The following is an 18,817-nucleotide window of genomic DNA, read 5'->3' as shown; positions in this document are numbered from 1 at the left end:
CCGCGCTGCGGTGGCCCGTACCTTGATGGCGTTCACGCTGATCGCCGTCTGACAGACGCGACTCTCCAGCTCTCTCCCCCCGCTCGGGGACACCCGTGCGAGACGGCCGCCCCGTCACGCACCCTTCTTCTTTTCACTCGGTGACAGTTCCCGCCCGCGGCGATGCCGTCACATTTCTTCGAAAGCACCTGCCATGAACGATCTGGCCTCTCGCGTTCGGTCGACCGACCGGACCGAGCAAGAGATCCTCCTCTCGGTCGTCGATCCCGGCGTCCGCATCTCACCCCTCGACCGCTTGTCGCTACGCCTCGGCCTGTGGCTGCTCCTACGGAGCACCCGCCGCATCCGACGCGTGGACGACCACGCCGACCGTGCTCGCCTCCTCGCTCGCCTCCGGGCGGAGGAGGAACGGGACCGGCTCCATGCCTGGGCGCAGTTCGACCGGCGCCTCCACTTCTGACGCGGAGGGGGCCGCGCATCCCGCGGCCCCCTCCCTGACCGAGGAACATCCATGATCACCGCACCTGACGGAGTCGAGTTCCGGCCCCTCACGTTCCCTCCGTCCGTCGACGACCCGCACGCCGCGGACTTCGTCGCGATGGCGCTCATACGCAACCTCGTCTACGCCGAGGTATCGGGCCATGACGATCACCGCATGTCACCGGCGGAGTTGCTGCCCAACTTCGCGCCCGACCCCGCCCAACTCAGGTACGTCTGGCTCGTGCTCGTCGACGGCGACCCCGTCGGCCGCATCGGTGTCGATATTCCGCAAGAGGCGGGTTCGCGCATCGTGTATTGGCTCATCGAGCTGCGTCGTTCCGTCTGGGGCCGCGGCATCGGCTCAGCCGCCCTCGCGCTCGTCGAAGACACCGCCCGGGCGCACGGCCGCACCGTGCTGCAGACCTGGGCGGAGCACCCGCCCGCGGCGGGAGAGCGCCTCGAGGCTCCGACCGGGTACGGCAGCATCCCCCGTGATCACATAGCCAGGTTCCTTCTCAACCGGCACTACCGGCTCGAGCAGGTGGTGCGCGTCAGCGCACTCGATCTTTCGGGCGGGCTCCCGCGCGTGCGCGAGATGCTCGAGAAGGCGACGGAGGCCGCCGCCGGCTACCGCGTGGTGCAGTGGCGGCTGCCGACGCCGCCCGAATTCGCCGACGGGTACGCCTGGATGAAGTCGCGCATGAACACCGATGCTCCGGCGGCCGGCTTGGACTTCGACGAAGAGACCTGGGACGCCGAGCGTGTGGCCCGGCACGATGCCACGATCGTCGACGCCGGACGCACGGCTCTGGTGACCGCCGCGCAGCACCTCGACACCGGAGACCTCGTCGCGTTCAACGAACTCGTGGTCAACCGCGACCTGTCAGAGGCCACGCACCAGTACGACACCCTCGTGCTCTCGGATCACCGAGGACACCGGCTCGGCATGCTGGTCAAGTGCGCGGGTCTGTTGGCTTGGCGTGAGGTCGCACCACGATCACCCCGCGTCATCACCTACAACGCCGAAGAGAACCGCCCGATGCTCGACATCAACGAGGCGATCGGTTTCGCACCCATCGCCTATGAGGGCGCGTGGAAGCGGGTGCTCACCGACTCGTGATCGGCGGCTGCCGTTGGCAGCCGGGGCAATAGTGGCTCGATCGGTTCGTGAACGACACACGCACGATGGGTCGTCCGCACCGAGCGCACGGGAGCCCCGTGCGCCCGTAGGCGTTGAGCGAATGGGCGAAATAACCCGCCTGCCCGTTGACGTTCACGTACTGCGCGTCGAAGCTCGTGCCGCCCTCGGCCAGCGCCTTGTGCAGCACCGAGCGCACCTCGGAGAGCAACCGGTTGGCTGCCCGCGTCGAAAGATCGCGTGCGGGGGTCTCGGGGTGCAGGCGCGCTGCCCACAGCGCCTCGTCGGCGTAGATGTTGCCGACGCCGCTCAACACGGTCTGGTCGAGGAGCACGCGCTTGATACCCGAGACTTTGCGCCAGACGAGCGCGCGGAATCGGTCGTCGCGGAACGCCGGATCGAGCGGATCGCGAGCGATATGCGCGACCTGACTCGGTACGACCGCCGCCCCATCTCCCGACCCGCCCGCCGCGCCGTCGGGCGTCGGTTCGAGTCTGTCGACAGCGAGGGATCCGAACGTGCGCTGGTCGGCGAACACGACCGAGACCTCACCGTGGATCGGATGCTGCAGGTCGAGCCTGATCCTCTCGTGGCGCTCCGGCGGCGCGCCCGGTGGACGCAGGAGCAGCTGACCGCTCATTCCGAGGTGTGCGATGAGGGCCTCGCCGCCCGCGGCAGCGGGCACGAGCGGCATCCAGAGGAATTTGCCCCGCCGGACCGCGGCCGAGATGGTGCGCCCGGTGAGAGCGGACTCGAAAGAACGCCCGTCGTCGTTGTGGCGGGTCAACGCGCGCTCATCGGCGACGGACACGCCCGAGATGTGAGCGCCCGTCACGGCGGGCGCGAGCCCGGCGCGAACGACCTCGACCTCGGGAAGCTCAGGCACGGGTGCCGAGCTCGCGCCAGGCCGCGAGGGCCGCCGCCATTTCGGCTTGCTTCTTGCTGGTGCCCTGGCCTCGCGTGACCACGTCGCCGACGCGCACCGTGGCGGTGAAGCGACGGTCATGGTCGGGGCCGCTCGCATCGACGGCGTAGCTCGGGGCGGATGCACCCTGTTGAGCGGCGAGCTCTTGGAGGCTGGTCTTGGGGTCCATGGCGGCGCCGTAGCGTTCCGGATCGGCCAAGAGCGGCTCCACGAGCCGCAGGACGAGGGCGGTGGCCGCATCCGGTCCGGCTGACAGATAGGCCGCACCGAGGACAGCCTCCATGGTGTCTGCGAGGATCGAGTCTTTGTCGCGACCGCCCGTGAGTATCTCGCCTCGACCCAGGAGCACGTGATCGCCCAGGCCGATGCGGCGCGCGACCTCGGCGAGAGCGACGGTCGACACGACGCTGGCGCGGCGCTTGGCCAGGGACCCCTCGTCGAGGTCGGGGTGGCGCGTGTAGAGGCGCACGGTCACTGCCTGGCCCAGCACCGAATCACCGAGGAACTCGAGGCGTTCGTTGTGCGGGACGTTGCCGTTCTCGTATGCGAAAGAACGATGGGTGAGAGCAAGCGACAGAAGCTCGGGGTCGATGACGACCCCGAGCTTGTCGGTGAGCGCCTGGCGCCCAGAAGAAACGTCTGTCACGGCATCCGCCGCGAGATCAGACGTCTGCGACCTTGCGGCCTTTGTACTCCAAGAACAGCTCCGTGCCCTGCGAGTCGGTGACGACCTTCGCCTGGTGCGGACGGCTGTAGACGGTCTTGCCGTTCTCGACGGTGGTGGTCAGCGTGATGGGGGCTGCCTTCCACTGTGCACGACGCGAGCGCGTGTTGGAGCGGGAGACCTTCCGCTTCGGGGGGTTACCTGCCATGACTAGCTCTTCTCTGTGACGGTGTCTTCGGGATCCGGCGTGGCGCGGCTGGGCGCTTCGCCGTCGGGGTCTGTGGGGAACTGCTGGAGCGCAGCCCACCGAGGATCGATGGGCGTCCGCTCACTTTCGCCGGTGCTCACGGTCAGTCGTTCGCCTGTATCGGGGTCTAGCCCGAGGCAATCCGGCTGACACACCGGCTGGAACGGAAGCGAGAGGACAATGGCATCCCTGACCAGAGTTTCTAGATCGACGTAGTCGTCAAGAACCTCGAAGTCTGCCGCTTCTTCACCAGGATACGTGAAAAGCTCCTGAAACTCGACTTCGACGGGCTCGGCGATGTCGATGAGGCAACGGCCGCACACGCCCGTGACCCGCGTGTCGGCGGTACCCGTGACGAGGATCCCCTCGTGCACCGACTCCAGCCGCACGTCGAGATCGAGCGGCTCGCCCATCGGGACCGAGACGAGGCCTTCGCCCCACTTCTCCGCCGTCTTCAGATCGAGTTCGAACTCGCGCATCTCGCCCGGGTGGTGGACGATATCGCGGACGGGCAGCATCATGGGTCCGGGACGACGAGTTCTCACGGTCGTCAATGCTACCCGCGGTTCGCCGGCGGGGCTCCGGTCACCGGGTGACGGTGCCCGTACCGAGGAAACGGGCGACGGCCGGAGGAACGAAGGGAGACACGTCGCCGCCGAGAGCCGCCACCTGGCGCACGAGGGAGCTCGACACGAGCGCGTGGGCCGGATCAGGCATGAGGAAGACGGTCTCGACGTGCGCCAGATGTCGATTCACGATCGCCATCGGCGACTCGTAGGCGACGTCGACCTGGGAGCGGATGCCCTTCACGAGCACGCCGGCGCCGACGTCTGTGGCGTAGTCGACCAGGAGGCCGACGCTCCACGCGGCGACGATCACGTCGCCCTCAATCCCGTCTTCGGCGATCGATTGCTCGAGAAGCGCCTGACGCTGGGCGATGGGCAGCAGCGCTTCTTTGCCGGGGTTGTGCACCACGAGCACGTGCACCTGGTCGAAGAGCGCGGCGGCCCGGCGGATGACATCGATGTGTCCGAGCGTGGGCGGGTCGAACGAGCCCGGTACGACGGCGATCCTGCTGTCCATGCCGTCAGCCTACCCAGGCGGCTTCGTCGCGAACCTGAGCCGAAGCTCCGAGGCGTCTGAGGAGCGAGGGCGAGACGCGCTCACGATCGCGCGAGAGCCGCCCGCTCGAACGCACCGACGCGACGGTCGATCGCGTCGGCCAGCGCCGGATGCTGCAGGAGCGCCGGGTCTTCGGCGAAGATCTTCTCCGCGGCCGCGCGCGCTTCGGTGATCACGTCGGCGTCTTTGACCACGCGCAGCAGCCGCAGCGACGAGCGTGCCCCCGACTGCACATCGCCGAGCACGTCGCCCTCGCCGCGCAGCTCCAGATCTACTTCTGCCAGCTCGAACCCGTCGAGGGTGGCGGCCACCGCTTCGACACGCGCCCTGGCCGATGAGCCGGCCGACGCCTCGGTCACGAGGAGACAGATGCCCGGGACTCCCCCCCGGCCGACGCGACCGCGTAGCTGGTGGAGCTGCGAGACGCCGAACCGGTCGGCTTCGAGAATGACCATCGCCGACGCGTTCGGCACGTCGACGCCGACCTCGACGACCGTGGTGGCGACGAGTACGTCTATCTCGCCTCGCGCGAACGCCTGCATCGCGGCGTCTTTCTCGTCGGACGGCATCTTGCCGTGGAGGATCTCGACGCGCAGGGCGGCGAACGACGGATGCCGCGACAGCACATCGGCGACTTGGACGACACCCCACCGGATGCGGGGAGCCGCGGCCTCGTTGTCGGGCACCACCTCGTCGGCGGTGTCGTCTTTCGTCGACGCCTCGGCATCGATCGCCGGGCACACCACGAAAGCCTGGCGACCCACCGCGATCTCTTCGGCCACGCGATCCCACACTCGGGCGAACCACCCAGGCTTCTCGGCCACGGGCGCGACGAACGTCTGGATGCCGGCGCGCCCCGCGGGCATTGTGCGAATGGTCGACACATCGAGGTCGCCGAAGACCGTCATGGCGACGGTCCGCGGAATCGGCGTTGCGGTGAGCACGACGGTGTGGGGCGTGGAACCCTTCGCGCGAAGAGCTTCCCGCTGCTCGACGCCGAACCGATGCTGCTCGTCGACGACCACGAGTCCCAGATCGGCGAACGTCGTCGATCGACTGAGCAGGGCGTGCGTGCCCACGATGATCAGCGCTTGCCCGGATGCGGCGCGCAGCGCCGCCTTCCGCCGCTCGGCGGCGGGCATCTGGCCCGTGAGAAGGGTCGGCATGAGTTCTGGAGCCAGCTGCGGACCGAGCATGCGCGCGATCGAGCGGATGTGCTGCCCGGCGAGAACTTCGGTGGGGGCGATCAAGGCCGACTGACCGCCCGACTCGGCGACCTGGAGCATCGCGCGGAGTGCCACGAGGGTCTTTCCGGAGCCCACTTCGCCCTGGATGAGCCGATTCATCGGCCACTCCCCGACCAGGTCGGCCGCGACGGCATCGCCGACCGTCACCTGATCGGGTGTGCGCTCGAACGGCAGGGCCGCGTCGAAGCGCTCCAGCAGACCTCCGCCGGCGGCCGGCCGTTTCGTCGCAGACATCGCGCGCACGAACTGACGCTGCTGCAGGAGCGCCGACTGCAGCACGAGCGCCTCGTGCATGCGAAGGGTCGCGACCGCCGGCCCGACCTGATCTTCGAAATCGGGGCGGTGAACCCGCTCGAACGCCGTTCGCGCGTCGAGCAGACCGTGCCGCGCGCGCAGCGTCTCGGGAAGCGGATCGGGCACGGCGCCGAGCCCCTCGAAGACGAGGTCGATGCACTTCTTGACCAAGTGGCTGGGAACCGAACTCGTGGCCGGGTAGATCGGGATCGGCAGGTTCGCGTTCGCTTCAGCGGTCATGCGGGCTTCTTCGACGTCTTCGAAGAGCTCGTAATCGGGGTTCGTCAGCTGGGTCTGGCCGCGGTACTCGCCCACCTTGCCCGAGAAGATGCCACGCCTGCCGGGATAGAGATCTTTGATCCGCCACGCCTGGTTGAAGAACGTCAGGCTCATGTGTCCGTCGCCGTCGGTGATCACGACCTCGAGCAGCGACCCCCGCCGGTTCTGCATCCGACGTTCGCCGGCGCGCACGACCTCGGCCACGATCGTCACGGGCTCCCCGAGCGGCAGCGACGCGATCGGCGTGAGCTCGCCCCGCTGCGCATACCGCCGCGGGTAATGACCGAGCAGCTCACCCACCGTGGTCATGCCGAACGCGCGTTCGAGGGCCGACGCCGTCTTCCCGCCGACCACACCGTCGAGGCGTGTCGCGAGAGAGAAGCCGGGCATGGGGGAAGTCTAGGCAGGATCCCCGACACGGGCCGCGCTCCGGTGCGCGCCCGGCGGCGCACGCTTTGTAGGGTGAGACGGTGACCCGCATCATCGCCGGATCCGCCGGTGGCACCGTGCTCGACGTTCCCCCTCGCGGGACGCGACCGACCAGCGACCGCGTCCGCGAGTCGCTGTTCGGTGCGCTGGAGGCCGCGGGGATCATCGATGGCGCGCGGGTCGCCGACCTCTACGCCGGCTCGGGAGCCTTGGGACTCGAAGCCGTCAGCCGGGGCGCCGCATCCGTCGACCTCGTCGAGCATTCCCCCCAGGCCGTCACGGTGATCCGGCGCAACGCGGATCGGGTGACGAAGGCGATCGGTGCACCCGTGCCCGCGCGGGTGCACCGCGCGACCGTCGCCGGCTACCTGCGTGACGCGGCGGGCCCCTACGACCTCGTCTTCCTCGATCCGCCCTATGACCTCGCCGATGCAGATCTGACCGCGGCTCTCGCCGCGCTCGCACCGCTCCTCTCCCCCGACGCGACGGTCATCGTCGAGCGGGCGAAGCGCTCCGTGTCGCCCGACTGGCAGGCCGCGGGGCTCGCTTCGGTACGCGACCGCGCCTATGGAGACACCACGATGTGGTGGGGTCAGCCCCGGGCGTAGTCCCAGTCGCGATAGGGGTCCCATCCGCCGGGTCCTGCGAAGGGCACTCCGTCGACGGTCACGGCGGCCTCGGCGCGCTCACGGACGACACCCACGATGCGAAAGCCCTCGGGCAGTTCGACCCCGGGCGGGAACGTGGCGAGCAGAGCGTGGTCCTCTCCCCCGTTCAGCGCGGCGGCCGGGTCCTCACCGAGGGATCCGGCCGCGAACTCGATGGTGACTGCGGAGGCATCGGCCATGCGCCGCGCGTCGAGTGCGAGACCGTCCGAGACGTCCATCATCGCGGTGGCACCCCGCTGCGCGGCGACCGGTCCGAGCCCGATGGGCGGGCGGGGAGCCCGCTGGCGGCGGACACCCGTCACCTCGGCCGCAGTGAGCTCCGCCCACCGTTCGGCGGTGATCGCGAAGGGGGAACCGTCGGCGCCGACGAACCTGTCGAACAGCACGGCGAGCCCGAACGCCGCGATCCCGAGGTCGCCCGCGATCGCCACGACGTCGGCCGGAACGGCGCCGGAGCGTCGCACGGGCTCTCGCCCGTCGAGCGAGCCGAGCGCCGTCACCGCGATCGTCAACGTGTCGGACACCGTCAGGTCTCCACCCTCGACCGCGCACCCGGGCGCAAGCTCCGCGCACGCGGCGGCGAGCCCGTCGGCGAACCCGTCGACGAACGCGACCGGCGTGTCGTCGGGCATGGCGAGGGCGACGAGCAGAGCGGTCGGTCGCGCACCCATCGCGGCGACGTCGGAGAGGTTCACCGCCGCGGCCTTCCAGCCCAGGTCGAACGCGCTCGACCACGCGAGGCGGAAGTCTGGTCCGTGTACAAGCGTGTCGGTGGTGGCGACGACTCGGCCGTCGGGGGCGCTGATCACCGCCGCGTCGTCACCCGGGCCGACGATGGCGTCGGTCTCGGGAAGCCGATCCAGGATGCGGCGCAGGATCGCGCCCTCGCTCAGTTCACCGACGGTGCGTTCATCCACGCCTCCACGCTATCGCCCGCCGCGTCGTGGCGACCCCGCGACGGGTACCCTGGAACGGTGATCCGCCTGCGCCGCCCCTTCGCCGCGGCCGCGGTTCTCACCCTCGCCGCCGGGCTCTCGGCCTGCGCCGGAACCGTCGCCATGGAGGCGGCGCCCGGCGCCAACGATCCGCTGTGCGCCGACGTGTCGGTGCGCCTGCCCGAGACGATCGCGGGCCAGGAGCGCCGCTTCACCGACGCGCAGGCGACCGGAGCGTGGGGAGACCCGGCCGCCGTGCTTCTCACCTGCGGCGTAGACGAGCCGGGGCCCTCGACGTGGCCGTGTCAGCCTGTCGAGGGCATCGATTGGTTGGTCGACGATACGGACGCACCGTTCTATCGGTTCACCACCTTCGGGCGCACCCCTGCCGTCGAGGTTTACCTGAACTTCGATGTCGTCGGCAGCGCTGACACCCTTCGAGCCGTCTCGCCGATCCTCGCCCGTCAGCTGACCGAGACCGGCAGCGTCTGCACCGACCGCCCGGGAACCGCCGACACGATCGAGTGACCCCACCCGGACCCTTCGACGGGCTCAGGGACCCGCTGAGCGACAGTCTCGGAGAGCGGGCTATCGACGGGGTCAGGCGCGCTCGATCGCCTGTTCGATGAGGTCGGTGATCAATGCGTCGTACGACAGGCCCGATGCGATCCAGCACTTCGGGAACATCGAGATCGGTGTGAAACCGGGCATGGTGTTGAGTTCGTTGACGACCGGTCCGTCGGCCCCCAGGAAGAAGTCGACGCGGGCGAGCCCGTGCCCCTCCACCGCCGCGAACGCACGGAGCGCAGCATCCTGCACCGCCGTCGTCTCGGACTCGGTCATGTCGGCGGGGCACACGACGTCGACGCCGTCGCCGCCGAGGTACTTGCCCTCGAAGTCGTAGAACTCCCGTCCGGTGAGCACGATCTCACCGGGGAGCGAGACGCGCGGCGCCCCACCGGCCCGCGGTCCGAGCACCCCGACTTCGATCTCTCGACCCACGATGCCCTGCTCGACGAGCACCTTGTCGTCCTCGGCGAATGCGAGATCGAGGGCGGCGGCGAGCTCTGATTCGTCGTGCACCTTCGAGACCCCGACCGATGACCCCGCTCTGGCCGGCTTCACGAACCACGGGAAGGGCAGGGCGGATGCCCGCCGCGCGACCGCTGCCGCATCACCCGTCCACTCTGCGCGTCGCACGGTGATCCACGGCGAGACCGCGATCCCCGCGTCACGCAACACGATCTTCATGAAGTGCTTGTCCATGCAGATCGCCGAGTCGAGCACGGCGCCCCCGGCGTACGGCAGCCCGAGGGTGTCGAAGAAGCCCTGAACGGTGCCGTCTTCGCCGTGCGTGCCGTGGAGGATCGGCAATACCGCGTCGATGTCGCCGAGGTCTTCTTCCGTGCCGTCGGCGCGGCGCACCGCGAGAGCTCGATCCCCGGCGTGCGGCCAGAGGATCCGAGTGCCGTTGTCGACCACCTCGGGGAGCGCGTGAACGTCGAGCGCGAACTTGTCGGGGTCGTCGTCTTCGAGGACGAACACACCGTCACGGGTGATGCCGACCGGGATCACCCGATAGCGATCACGGTCGATCGCCCGCAGAACCCCGCCCGCCGTGGCGGAACTGATCGAGTGCTCGCTGGATCGACCGCCAAAAAGCACCGCCACCGTTGTTCGAACCATGCTGCGTCCTCTCGCCCTTCGGCTTGTCGTCGTCGGTCGTCAAGTGCGGCGCGATGTCGCGCGGGTTCATGGTGCCGTCGAGTACGCGCTTGACCTGCGCGACGATGGGCATCTCGACCCCGGCGTCGCGAGCCAGCTGCAGCACCGGCGTGACCGACGAGAGTCCCTCGGCCGTCTGCTCCATCTGCTTCACGACGTCTTGCAGGCTGTATCCCTGCCCGAGCAGGCGCCCGGCCGTGTTGTTGCGGCTGAGGGGCGACTGACACGTGGCGATGAGATCGCCGAGGCCGGCCAGGCCCTGCAGCGTCTCGGGCTGAGCGCCCTGCGCCACGGCGAAATCGGTCATCTCGACCAGCCCCCGCGTGATGATCGAGGCTTTGGTGTTCTCGCCGTAGCCCACACCGTCGACGATCCCGATCGCGACCGCGATGAGGTTCTTCAACACACCGCCGAACTCCGTGCCGATGACGTCGGTGTTGACGAAGGAACGGAAGTACCGGTTTCTGGCGCGGCGCGCGACGGCTTCGGCGGTCTCTTCGCTGACCGAGGAGATCACGGCGGCGGTCGGCTGCTCGCGCGCGATCTCCAGCGCGAGGTTCGGGCCCGAGACGACCGCGATGCGGGCCGGGTCGCACTGGAGTTCTTGCGCGATGACCTGGCTCATGCGCAGGCCCGTACGCTTCTCGACGCCCTTCATGAGCGAGACGATCGGCACGTCGCTCGCGGCGACGAGCGGGCGGAGCGCCTTCAAGTTCTCGCGCAAGGCCTGGCTCGGTACGGAAAGGTAGATCTGGGTGGCGCGGTCGACCGCCTCCGAAAGGTGCACGCTCGCCGACATCTCGCGCGGCAGGTTGATGCCCGCGAGGTACTGACTGTTGCGCTTGGCCTCGTTGATCTCCTGGGCGATCTCTGCCCGACGGGCCCACATGGTCACGTGGGCTCCGCCGTCGGCGAGGATCTTGCCGAACGTTGTGCCCCAACTGCCGGCGCCGACGACAGCCACCCGCGGAAGCGCGGCATCCGATCTACGACTCAAGGCGGCCCGTCTCGTTCTGGCCGTGCGCCGAAGGATTCCACCGCTGCGCGGGCGGAGTGCCCTCGCGGAGCGGACCGAGCAGTTCGGCGATCCGATCCATCAGGAGGTCGGTCGCCGCGACGAGCGTCGCCGGCCGGGTGAGGTCAGCGCCATGGGCGACGATGTCGACCGGGTCGCCGAGCACGACGCGGACGCGTCGCCGCAGCGGCCACAGCCGCAGCTTGCCGTAACGCGGCATGATCTCTTGCACACCCCACTGGGCCATCGGGACGAGCGGGACCCCGCCCGCGAGGGCCAGGCGCACCGCTCCGGTCTTGCCGCGCATCGGCCACAGATCGGGATCGCGGGTCAGCGTGCCCTCGGGGTACACCACCACGCCCCGGCCGTCTTTGACCAGCTGCTCGGAGCCGCGGATCGTGTCGCGCGCGGCAGAGGCCGACGAGCTGCGCGAAACGGGCACCATTCGGGTCGCACGGAGAGCCCAACCCAGCACGGGCACACGGAACAGGCTCTCTTTGGCCATGAAGCTCGGCGCCCGCCCGATGCGCCAGACCGCGACGGCCACCACCATCGGATCGAAGTTCGAGTAGTGGTTCGGCGCGAGCACGTACGAGCCCTCGCGGGGCAGCTTCTCGGGGTTCTCGATCTCGATCTTGGCGAAGATCGCGGTCAACGGCTCGACAACCCCGCCGAGCAGCCAGAAGACGCTCGGGCGGGATTTCTCGGGCGAGGTGTCGCGGCGAGCGGATGCCACGACTAACCGATGACCTCGAAGTCAGCGCCGAGGCTGTCGAGCTTGGCGAAGAGCTTCTCGTACCCGCGTCGAAGGATGCCGACGTTGCGGACGACCGATTCGCCCTCGGCCGCGAGCGCGGCGATGAGGTAGCTGTAGCCGCCTCGAAGGTCGGGAACGACCACGTCGGCGCCGCGAAGGGGGGTGGGTCCGGTGATGACCGCCGCCTGCTCCAGCGCGCGCCGGGGCACGCGCCGACCCGGGGTGTCGATGCCGTTGGGGTGCACGACGATGTCGGCGCCCATCTGGACGAGTGCCTGAGTGAACCCGAGACGGTTCTCGTACACCGTCTCGTGGACGGTCGAGACGCCGTTCGCCTGGGTCAACGCAACGACGAGCGGCTGCTGCCAGTCGGTCATGAAGCCGGGATGCACGTCGGTCTCGACCACGACGGGGCGGAGCTCGCCGCCGCGGTAGAAGCGGATGCCGTCTTCGTGCACATCGAACTCGCCGCCGACCTTGCGGAAGACGTTGAGGAAGGTGAGCATCTCCTGCTGCCGTGCCCCACCGACGAAGATGTCGCCGTCGGTGGCCAGGGCGGCAGCGGCCCAGGATGCGGCCTCGTTGCGGTCGAAGATGCACCGGTGGTCGTAACCGCGCAACTCGTCGACGCCCTCGATGAGGATGACCCGGTTGGGCTCGTACGAGATGATCGCGCCCATCTTTTGGAGGACCGCGATCAGATCCATGATCTCGGGCTCGATGGCGGCGTTGCGCAGCTCGGTGATTCCCTTGGCGCGAACGGCCGTGAGGAGCACCTGCTCGGTCGCTCCGACGCTCGGGTACGGCAGCTCGATCTCTGCACCGTGAAGGCCGTCCGGGGCGGTGATGCGGATGCCCTCGTACGACTTGTCGACGACCGCGCCGAACGCGCGCAGCGCATCCATGTGGAAGTTGATCGGTCGATCGCCGATGCGGCACCCGCCGAGGTCGGGGATGAGCGCTTCACCCAGCAGGTGCAGCAGCGGTCCGCAGAAGAGGATCGGGATGCGGGAGGCGCCGGCGTACGCATCGATCTGCTCGAAGTTCGCCGAGACGGCGCCGCTCGGGTCGAAGATGAGCTCGCCCGGCTTCTCGCCGTCGGTGACGCTCACGCCGTGCACTTCGAGCAGTGAACGCACGACCCCGACGTCGCTGATGTCGGGCACGTCGCGGAGGACGCTCGTCGAGTTTCCGAGGAGAACGGCGACCATCGCTTTGGTGGCCAGGTTCTTCGCGCCTTTCACCTCGACGCGCCCCGTCAGAGGCCTCCCCCCTCGGATCCGGAGGGTCTCTCCTTCTTCGAGGGTGACAGGAGCCTGCGCGCCTGCGCCTGATTCCGGTGCGTCGGCGCCAGTGGCGAGTGTTCTCATGCGGTGGACCTCACTTGTATCGACGAGGGGCGGGGAAACCGGCCCGGGTGGGGTCGATCCGACTTACGGAACAGGAAGTGTCCGCGGCCGCCATGCCTCGCGGCGAGCCTCGAATTGCGCGATCTTGTCTTCGTTGCGCAGGGTGAGCCCGATGTCGTCGAGCCCTTCGAGAAGCCGCCACCTAGTGTAATCGTCGATGTCGAACGCGACCTGGAGGTCGCCGATGCTCGCGCGTCGCTCCCGAAGATCGACCGTCATCTCGACACCGGGCTGCGCCTCGATGGCCGCCCACAGCTTCTCGACGTCGGCCTCCGTGACCACCCCGGCCATCAGACCTTGCTTGCCCGCGTTCCCGCGGAAGATGTCGGCGAAGCGAGGGCTGAGCACGGCACGGAATCCGTAGTCGCGCAGCGCCCACACCGCGTGCTCGCGGCTCGAGCCGGTGCCGAAATCGGGGCCAGCGACAAGCACGGATGCTCCCGCGTAGGCGGGCTGGTTGAGCACGAATGCCGGGTCTTGCCGCCAGCTCGAGAAGAGCGCGTCTTCGAAACCCGTCTTCGTCACGCGCTTGAGATAGACGGCGGGAATGATCTGATCGGTGTCGACGGCCGACCGCTTGAGCGGGAGGGCGACACCCGTGTGCGTGGTGAAAGCATCCATGTCAGACCCCTACCTTCGGTCCCTGAGCTTGCCCAAGGGCTGGGATCAGGTCGCTCGGACTAGACAGGGTGCCGCGCACGGCGGTCGCCGCAGCGACCAACGGCGACACGAGGTGCGTGCGACCGCCCTTGCCCTGGCGGCCCTCGAAGTTGCGGTTGGAGGTCGATGCACAGCGCTCACCGGGGGCGAGTTGGTCGGGGTTCATCCCCAGGCACATCGAGCACCCCGCGAAACGCCACTCGGCGCCGAAGTCGATGAAGATCTTGTCGAGACCCTCCGCCTCGGCTTCGAGTCGCACGCGGGCTGAGCCCGGGACGACCATGACCCGCACGCCCGGCGCCTTCGTCTGCCCCTCGATCACCGAGGCGAATGCACGCAGATCTTCGATGCGACTGTTCGTGCACGAGCCCATGAACACCGCGTCGACGGCGACGTCCTTGAGCCGGGTGCCGGGGACGAGATCCATGTACTCGATCGCGCGCTCGGCAGCGGCGCGCTCGTTCGGATCGGTGAACTCCTCGGGCGCCGGCACGACGTCGCTCAGCGACACTCCCTGGCCGGGGTTCGTCCCCCAGGTGACGAACGGCTCGAGCTCGTTCGCGTCGAGGAAGACCTCTGCGTCGTACACCGCTCCCTCGTCGCTCGGCAGCGTTCGCCAGTAGGCGACGGCGTCGTCCCAGTCCTGCCCGGTGGGCGCGTGATCCCGGCCCTTCACATAGGCGAAGGTGGTCTCGTCGGGGGCGACCATGCCGGCGCGCGCGCCCGCTTCGATCGACATGTTGCACATCGTCATGCGCCCCTCCATGGACAGCGCACGAACGGCGCTCCCCCGGAACTCGAGCACGTACCCCTGACCACCGTTCGTGCCGATCTTCGCGATGACGGCGAGGATCACGTCTTTCGCCGTGACACCCGGCTTGAGTTCGCCCTCGACGGTGATCGCCATGGTCTTGAACGGCTTCAGCGGGAGGGTCTGAGTGGCGAGCACGTGCTCGACCTCGCTGGTTCCGATGCCGAACGCCATGGCACCGAATGCGCCGTGGGTCGACGTGTGCGAATCACCGCAGACGACCGTGACCCCGGGCATCGTCAGCCCGAGCTGCGGGCCCACGACGTGCACGATCCCCTGCTCGGCGTCGCCGAGCGAATGGATGCGCACACCGAACTCCGCCGCGTTTCGGCGGAGCGTCTCGATCTGAGTGCGGCTGGTCAGATCGGCGATCGGCTTGTCGATGTCGAGCGTCGGGGTGTTGTGGTCTTCGGTGGCGATCGTGAGGTCGAGACGACGAACGGGGCGCCCCTCGGATCTCAAACCGTCGAATGCTTGCGGGCTCGTCACCTCGTGCACGAGGTGAAGGTCGATGTAGATGAGGTCGGGCTCGCCGTCCTCACCCTTGACCACGAGGTGGTCGTCCCACAGCTTCTCGGCCAGGGTGCGAGGACGATCCGGGATGACGACCCCGGTGGAGTTGTCGTCGAAAGATGGGGTGCTCATGAGATCTGCCGTTCTTCTCGGGTGGCGAATGGGCCCGCGATGAACTCCGCGACGAGAGAGGCCTAGATGAACGAGGTCTCGTCGCGGCCGCTAAGGAGAAGGCGAGCGATCCGCATGGCGTCACGATACCACCGCCCCGAGCGTGCCGCCCCAGGCCGCGAACGCCATACATGCAGATGCCGAAGTGTCAAGGTCCGCACCCGAAACTCCCACAACTTCTACAGTGAGTGACGCGTACGAAGCCCGACCGGCGTCCGCAGGTGACCACCACCAGCGCCGGTCAGCGCGCCCCTCCCCCGCGGTTCGCGTCGCTCTCGTACACAGTGAAAGGACATCTCGCCATGGGCTTCCTCGGATTCTTGCTCCTCGGCCTCATCGCCGGCGCCATCGCCAAACTGATCCTCCCCGGCAAGCAGGGCGGCGGCTGGATCGTCACGCTGCTGCTCGGCGTCGTGGGTGCACTGCTCGGTGGCTTCTTGGGCAGCGTGCTGTTCAACGCCCCGCTGGAGGAGTTCTTCTCCATCCAGACGTGGCTCCTGGCCATCGGCGGATCGATCATCGTTCTGCTGATCTACGGCCTCATCGTCGGTCGCCGCAAGGCCTGACACCAGGTCGAACAGAAGGAGTCGCCCCACTCGGGGCGGCTCCTTCGTCGTTCCCGGCTGTAACACGGCGCCCCACGTTTTCGCCGGACACGACCTCCCGTGACAGCCTGTTGCGATGATGACGCAGGAGGGCGACGCATGACCGAACCGGCCGGATTCTCGACGAGGCAGGTGCACGTCGGTGACGAAGCTGCGGCCGCCGATCCGCGGGCGCTGCCGATCTACCTCTCCGCGGGCTTTCGCTTCACCGATCTCGAGCATTCCGCCGACCACTTCGGCACCGGCGCCGGCTTCGGGTACTCGCGCACCGGAAACCCCACGGTCGATGCGGTCGAACGCCGGCTCGCGTCCCTCGAGGGCGGCGATCAGGCCGTGCTGGTCTCGAGCGGCCAGGCGGCGGTCGTCGTCGCATTGCTCTCCGTCCTCAGCGCCGGCGACCACCTCATCTCCGCGACGCAGATCTACGAGGGCACCCGGGGGCTGCTCACGCACAATCTCGAGCGGCTGGGAATCGAGACCACGTTCGTCGATGCGAACTCCGCAGAAGCCTGGCGGTCGGCCATCCGCCCGAATACGAGGGCGATGTTCGCCGAGACGCTGTCGAACGCCCGAAACGACGTGCTCGACATCGCCGCGGTGTCGGCCGTGGCCGACGTGCACGGCATCCCCCTCATCGTCGACAGCACCTTCACTACGCCGTACCTCCTGAGGCCCATCGAGCACGGTGCGGCGATCGTCGTGCACTCGGCGAGCAAATTCCTCGCCGGTCAAGGATCGGTCCTCGGCGGCGTCATCGTCGATGACGGTCGATTCGACGTCGCGAAATCGGGCCCCCTCTTCCCTCATCTGACCACCCCCGACCGTCTCGGCGGCCCGAGCTACACCGAGAAGCACGGGCCACGCGCGCGCGGCCAGTACATCCGCGAGAGCGTGGCGCCTCGCCTCGGACCGACCCCGTCGCCGCTCAACGCGTTCTTCATCGGTCAGGGCATCGAAACCTTGAGCCTGCGGGTGGATCGTCAGAGCGCGAACGCTCTCGCGGTCGCGCGATGGCTGGCCGAGCGGCCCGAGGTCGTGCGCGTCGACTACGCAGGTCTCCCCTCGCACCCGCACCACGCGCTGGCCGAACGCTATCTCCCGCGAGGTGCGGGTTCGGTCTTCACCTTCACCCTCGAGGGCGGCAAGGATGCTGCGCGTCACGTCGTCGAGTCGCTCGAACTCGTCACGCACATGACCCACCTCGGCGACGTACGCTCGCTTATCCTGCATCCCGCCAGCACGAGCCACTCCGCCCGTTCCGACGCGGAGCGCGAGGAGGCGGGAGTGCACCCCGGCACGCTCCGGATCTCGATCGGGATCGAAGACATCGACGACATCGTGCGCGACCTCGCGAAGGCTCTCGACACGATTCCCGCGCGGGCGTTCGACCGACAGGCGGTGGTCCTGTGACCGAGCTGCAGCACTTCGGCTGGTTCCTCGCGCGAGGTTTCGGACCACACGGCTGGGGCCACCCCTACCTCGACTGGAACTACCGCTGGACGCGCCCCGATCTGTATCAGGACTCCGCGCGTGCTCTCGAACAGGCGGGGTTCGACCTCGTCATCATCGAGGACGCCCCCTCGCTCGGCAGCGCCGAAACGATCGACCTGCGCGTCCGCCACGCCTTCGGTGGTCCGAAACTCGATCCGTTGCTGCTCGCGCCGTACCTCTTCGCAGCGACCCGGCACCTCGGGGTCGCACCGACGGTCAACCCGGCCGCCTACCTTCCCTACACGGCGGCCAGGCAGTTCGCCTCGCTGCAGCATCTGAGCGGCCATCGCCTGGGTCTGAACGTCGTCACCGACACGGGCAGCGCTCGCCACTTCGGCACCGCGCCGCAGCTCGGCCACGACGCCGCCTACGACCGTGCCGAGGAGTGGTTGGCCGGAATCCGCGATCTGTGGCACAGCTGGGACGACGGAGCCCTTCTCGAAGACGTCTCCTCCGGTCGGTACGCCGACGGCACCCGCCTGCGCGCCACGCAGCACCGCGGTGAGTACTTCGGCTTCGACGGTCCGTTGAACGCCATCCCCTTCACCGATGGTGAACCGACGATCGTCTCCCCCGGCGGCTCGGGCCGCGGGCTGTCGTTCGCGGGCACCAATTCCGACGTTCAGCTCGCGCTCGCGCCTCTCGACGAGGCGAGCATCACCGCCTATCGCGGGCGCATTCACGATGCAGCACGCGCAGCGGGCCGCAGCGCCGACGACGTCAAGGTGCTGTTCGCGATCCAACCCGTCATCGTGTCGTCGCCCGAAGAAGCCGACCGCCTCGTCGCGGCCTCCGCCCACCCCGACGACGCCGCGCTGACGTTCATCGCGCAGCGTCAGTCGAGCGACCTCGAAACCGATCTCACCGCGCTCGACCTGGACAAGCCCCTCGATCGGGGGGTGTTCGGAGACCACGTCTCAGAGGGCAGCATCCGCCGTCTCGTCGGAAAGCACGACCCCTCCGCCCCGCTGCGACAGATCCTCGGGGCGCACGCCCGGCTGGGCCGTCTGTCCGACGGTTCGGGATTCGTCGGCACCGCCGTCGAACTCGCTGACCGCATCGAAGAGCTCGGCACGTGGGGCAACGACGGCGTGCTGCTGTGGGGAGACCTGCATCCCGTGACCGTGCATCGCATGCTCGACGAACTCGTGCCGATACTCCGCCGACGCGGCATTCTCCGCACCGAGTACGCCGACGGCGGCCTGCAGGCCAACCTCAGCGCGTTCTGACGA

Annotated in this window: 20 protein-coding genes; 7 read left to right on the top strand and 13 right to left on the bottom strand. The window is 68.6% G+C overall.

What is annotated here, in order from left to right; translation table 11 throughout:
- Positions 1-193: 193 nt before the first annotated feature.
- Both ACFXQA_RS09035 and ACFXQA_RS09030 read left to right on the top strand, forming a co-directional pair.
- The gene (locus tag ACFXQA_RS09035) at positions 194-460 is read left to right on the top strand and encodes a hypothetical protein (RefSeq protein ID WP_394519488.1); all 267 of its coding nucleotides are present in this window, start codon (positions 194-196) and stop codon (positions 458-460) included.
- Between the two features lie 51 nt (positions 461-511).
- Positions 512-1,600, top strand: coding sequence for a GNAT family N-acetyltransferase (locus tag ACFXQA_RS09030; protein WP_394519487.1), 1,089 nt, complete (start codon positions 512-514; stop codon positions 1,598-1,600).
- On the opposite strand, the gene mutM is transcribed toward ACFXQA_RS09030, so the two are convergent.
- From mutM to ACFXQA_RS09000, 6 genes are all read right to left on the bottom strand, one after another.
- Positions 1,587-2,504: a bifunctional DNA-formamidopyrimidine glycosylase/DNA-(apurinic or apyrimidinic site) lyase gene (mutM, locus tag ACFXQA_RS09025; protein ID WP_394519486.1), complete on the bottom strand. Its 918-nt coding sequence runs from the start codon at positions 2,502-2,504 to the stop codon at positions 1,587-1,589. The genes ACFXQA_RS09030 and mutM overlap by 14 nt on opposite strands.
- On the bottom strand, positions 2,497-3,189 hold the full coding sequence (gene rnc, locus ACFXQA_RS09020; RefSeq protein WP_394519485.1) for a ribonuclease III: 693 nt from the start codon (positions 3,187-3,189) through the stop codon (positions 2,497-2,499). Before rnc ends, mutM begins: the two co-directional genes overlap by 8 nt.
- A 16-nt stretch (positions 3,190-3,205) precedes the next feature.
- Complete coding sequence (gene rpmF, locus ACFXQA_RS09015; RefSeq protein ID WP_055965500.1) at positions 3,206-3,415, bottom strand: 50S ribosomal protein L32; 210 nt, start codon at positions 3,413-3,415, stop codon at positions 3,206-3,208.
- Between the two features lie 2 nt (positions 3,416-3,417).
- Positions 3,418-3,975 carry a YceD family protein gene (locus tag ACFXQA_RS09010; RefSeq protein WP_394519484.1) on the bottom strand — a complete coding sequence of 186 codons (558 nt, stop codon included), beginning with the start codon at positions 3,973-3,975 and terminating at the stop codon, positions 3,418-3,420.
- A gap of 64 nt (positions 3,976-4,039) precedes the next feature.
- The gene (gene coaD, locus ACFXQA_RS09005; protein ID WP_394519483.1) at positions 4,040-4,537 is read right to left on the bottom strand and encodes a pantetheine-phosphate adenylyltransferase; all 498 of its coding nucleotides are present in this window, start codon (positions 4,535-4,537) and stop codon (positions 4,040-4,042) included.
- 80 nt (positions 4,538-4,617) lie between these two features.
- The gene (locus tag ACFXQA_RS09000) at positions 4,618-6,786 is read right to left on the bottom strand and encodes an ATP-dependent DNA helicase RecG (RefSeq protein ID WP_394519482.1); all 2,169 of its coding nucleotides are present in this window, start codon (positions 6,784-6,786) and stop codon (positions 4,618-4,620) included.
- A gap of 80 nt (positions 6,787-6,866) precedes the next feature.
- Here ACFXQA_RS09000 and rsmD point away from each other — a divergent pair, with 80 nt between their 5' ends.
- Positions 6,867-7,433, top strand: a complete 567-nt coding sequence (gene rsmD / locus ACFXQA_RS08995) for a 16S rRNA (guanine(966)-N(2))-methyltransferase RsmD (RefSeq protein WP_394519481.1) — start codon at positions 6,867-6,869, stop codon at positions 7,431-7,433.
- Here the strand turns inward: rsmD and thiL are convergent.
- On the bottom strand, positions 7,418-8,410 hold the full coding sequence (thiL, locus tag ACFXQA_RS08990; RefSeq protein ID WP_394519480.1) for a thiamine-phosphate kinase: 993 nt from the start codon (positions 8,408-8,410) through the stop codon (positions 7,418-7,420). The two genes, rsmD and thiL, sit on opposite strands and share 16 nt — an antisense overlap.
- A 57-nt stretch (positions 8,411-8,467) precedes the next feature.
- Between thiL and ACFXQA_RS08985 the strand changes: the two genes are divergently transcribed.
- A complete protein-coding gene (locus ACFXQA_RS08985) occupies positions 8,468-8,956 on the top strand; it encodes a DUF3515 family protein (RefSeq protein ID WP_394519479.1) in 489 nt (162 codons plus the stop codon).
- 72 nt (positions 8,957-9,028) lie between these two features.
- Here the strand turns inward: ACFXQA_RS08985 and ACFXQA_RS08980 are convergent, their stop codons facing one another.
- From ACFXQA_RS08980 to leuC, 6 genes are all read right to left on the bottom strand, one after another.
- Positions 9,029-10,114, bottom strand: coding sequence for a D-alanine--D-alanine ligase family protein (locus ACFXQA_RS08980; protein ID WP_394519478.1), 1,086 nt, complete (start codon positions 10,112-10,114; stop codon positions 9,029-9,031).
- Positions 10,014-11,150 (bottom strand): NAD(P)H-dependent glycerol-3-phosphate dehydrogenase, encoded by a 1,137-nt coding sequence (locus ACFXQA_RS08975; RefSeq protein ID WP_394519476.1) that lies wholly within the window; start codon positions 11,148-11,150, stop codon positions 10,014-10,016. Before ACFXQA_RS08975 ends, ACFXQA_RS08980 begins: the two co-directional genes overlap by 101 nt.
- Positions 11,140-11,904, bottom strand: coding sequence for a lysophospholipid acyltransferase family protein (locus ACFXQA_RS08970; protein WP_394519475.1), 765 nt, complete (start codon positions 11,902-11,904; stop codon positions 11,140-11,142). Before ACFXQA_RS08970 ends, ACFXQA_RS08975 begins: the two co-directional genes overlap by 11 nt.
- A gap of 2 nt (positions 11,905-11,906) precedes the next feature.
- Positions 11,907-13,295 carry a UDP-N-acetylglucosamine 1-carboxyvinyltransferase gene (gene murA, locus ACFXQA_RS08965; protein WP_394519474.1) on the bottom strand — a complete coding sequence of 463 codons (1,389 nt, stop codon included), beginning with the start codon at positions 13,293-13,295 and terminating at the stop codon, positions 11,907-11,909.
- A gap of 63 nt (positions 13,296-13,358) precedes the next feature.
- A complete protein-coding gene (leuD, locus tag ACFXQA_RS08960) occupies positions 13,359-13,955 on the bottom strand; it encodes a 3-isopropylmalate dehydratase small subunit (protein WP_394519473.1) in 597 nt (198 codons plus the stop codon).
- Between the two features lies 1 nt (position 13,956).
- Positions 13,957-15,450, bottom strand: a complete 1,494-nt coding sequence (gene leuC, locus ACFXQA_RS08955) for a 3-isopropylmalate dehydratase large subunit (RefSeq protein ID WP_394519472.1) — start codon at positions 15,448-15,450, stop codon at positions 13,957-13,959.
- 341 nt (positions 15,451-15,791) lie between these two features.
- Here leuC and ACFXQA_RS08950 point away from each other — a divergent pair, with 341 nt between their 5' ends.
- From ACFXQA_RS08950 to ACFXQA_RS08940, 3 genes are all read left to right on the top strand, one after another.
- Complete coding sequence (locus tag ACFXQA_RS08950) at positions 15,792-16,055, top strand: GlsB/YeaQ/YmgE family stress response membrane protein (RefSeq protein ID WP_394520219.1); 264 nt, start codon at positions 15,792-15,794, stop codon at positions 16,053-16,055.
- Between the two features lie 138 nt (positions 16,056-16,193).
- Positions 16,194-17,504 carry an O-acetylhomoserine aminocarboxypropyltransferase/cysteine synthase family protein gene (locus ACFXQA_RS08945; RefSeq protein WP_394519471.1) on the top strand — a complete coding sequence of 437 codons (1,311 nt, stop codon included), beginning with the start codon at positions 16,194-16,196 and terminating at the stop codon, positions 17,502-17,504.
- Positions 17,501-18,814 carry an LLM class flavin-dependent oxidoreductase gene (locus tag ACFXQA_RS08940; protein ID WP_394519470.1) on the top strand — a complete coding sequence of 438 codons (1,314 nt, stop codon included), beginning with the start codon at positions 17,501-17,503 and terminating at the stop codon, positions 18,812-18,814. The genes ACFXQA_RS08945 and ACFXQA_RS08940 overlap by 4 nt, the downstream gene beginning before the upstream one ends.
- Positions 18,815-18,817 lie beyond the last annotated feature (3 nt).

Origin of the sequence: Microbacterium shimangi, from assembly GCF_043556445.1 — a bacterium.
Lineage (GTDB): Bacteria > Actinomycetota > Actinomycetes > Actinomycetales > Microbacteriaceae > Microbacterium.
This window is presented reverse-complemented; position numbering and strand designations above follow the sequence as displayed.